This window comes from Variovorax sp. P2_H12, from assembly GCF_056403395.1.
In genome coordinates this window covers 1-398 of sequence record NZ_JBFUFO010000264.1, presented here as the reverse complement: position 1 = coordinate 398, position 398 = coordinate 1, and the positions used below count along the sequence as shown (strand labels likewise).

The following is a 398-nucleotide window of genomic DNA, read 5'->3' as shown; positions in this document are numbered from 1 at the left end:
GCAGGGGCGGCATCGGCTGCTGCCGGGTCCGTTCGGCGCCGCTGAGCGAGGGGGCGGCGGCCGACCCGGGTGCGGCTGCGGGTGTCTCGGGCTTGCGGACCGCGGGGGCCGGCCGCGCCTCGTCGCGGCGCAGCGGCACGAACTGGCTGGTGCGCTCGGCGGCACCCCCGGGCTCAGCCTCCGGCTTCCGCTGAGGCTTCTGCTCCGGCTTCGCCGCGGGCGGGGTGATCTTCAGCGCGGTCGTCGGCTGGTCGACCCGGTCCGGCCGGACCGTCCTGAAGACAGCCGTGGGCTGATCGACTGTGCGCTTTTCCTCGGCGGGCCCGGCAGACTCGCCGGGCTCGGAGGACTCGGCGGCATCGGCTGCCTTGACGCTCTCCGCGTCCTCGGGGCTCTCC

General features: G+C 76.4%; 1 pseudogene. It reads right to left on the bottom strand.

Features of this window, described 5'->3' with window-relative positions:
• Window positions 1–398 (bottom strand): annotated as a pseudogene (locus tag AC1DYK_RS36075) (hypothetical protein); the annotation flags it as partial.